The sequence below is a fragment of the Trabulsiella guamensis ATCC 49490 genome, from assembly GCF_000734965.1.
Classification (GTDB): Bacteria; Pseudomonadota; Gammaproteobacteria; order Enterobacterales; family Enterobacteriaceae; genus Trabulsiella; species Trabulsiella guamensis.
This window is the reverse complement of sequence record NZ_JMTB01000181.1, coordinates 1-907: the sequence shown is the minus strand read 5'-3', so window position 1 is coordinate 907 and position 907 is coordinate 1. Positions and strand designations below refer to the sequence as shown.

Annotated in this window: 1 protein-coding gene and 1 pseudogene; both read left to right on the top strand. The window is 60.9% G+C overall.

From position 1 onward, the window contains the following. Window positions 1-411, top strand: a 411-nt coding sequence (locus GTGU_RS23425) for a Mu-like prophage major head subunit gpT family protein (RefSeq protein ID WP_038163623.1), incomplete at its 5' end; no start/stop codon positions are given. A gap of 84 nt (window positions 412-495) precedes the next feature. Next, a pseudogene (locus tag GTGU_RS23420) lies at window positions 496-907 on the top strand (hypothetical protein); the annotation flags it as partial.

Genomic DNA, 907 nt, shown 5'->3' with positions numbered 1-907 from the left:
CCCATCATTTACCAGGAGCGTCGTCCGTTCAACTTTGTCGCCATTGACGACCTCACCAGCGAGCGCGTGTTCCTGCAGAACGAGTTCGCCTACGGCACTGACGGGCGCAGCAACGTCGGCTTCGGTTTCTGGCAGACCTGTGTGGGCTCCAGAGCTGCACTGACCAGAGCGAACTATGAAGCGGCCGTGTCCGCCATGATGGGTATTCCGAACTCAAACGGCGATCCGCTGGGGATGAACCCGACGCTGCTGGTTGTCGGCAAGAACAACCGTGGCGCGGCGAAGGCGCTGATCGAAGCCATCACCGCCGATGGCGGCGGCTCCAACATCTATTACAAGGATGTTGAGCTGCTGATTTCACCTTTCGTGAAAAATCCGCCAGCGCCACCTGCCCCGGCGCCTGAAGAGTGATCCGCTGACCTGAAAAACACCATCATCCCCGCGTTACAGCCGGATTAACGCCGCCTGTAACGCCTGTTAAAAGAGGTTTGAAACGTGAGTGAACAAGCGAAAAAGCAGACCCGAGGATCGGCCGGACGTTCCGCAAAGGCACCGGTCAGGAAAGATGCCGAAGGCGGGCAGAATCAGACTGGCACGCCGGTCCCGGCACCGCTGGCACCGGCTCCTGATGTTAACGGTCAGGTATCACAACCTGCGGGTACCACTCAGGACATCGCTGCTGACCCGGTGCCTGCTGCCGGACTGAGCCCGGCAACCAACGGCGTCGGAGACAACGCGTCCGGCGACGGTGCAAACCTTCAGTCCGGTGAGGCCACGCTGGTTACCCAGATACAGCAGGACCATGAGCGGGCATTCAGCACGGCGGCTGACGTCACGGTACTGGAAGTGCGAGCCATTCCGGAAGGCGGTTTCCATCGTGCCGGGCGCTTCTGGCCGCATGACGTGG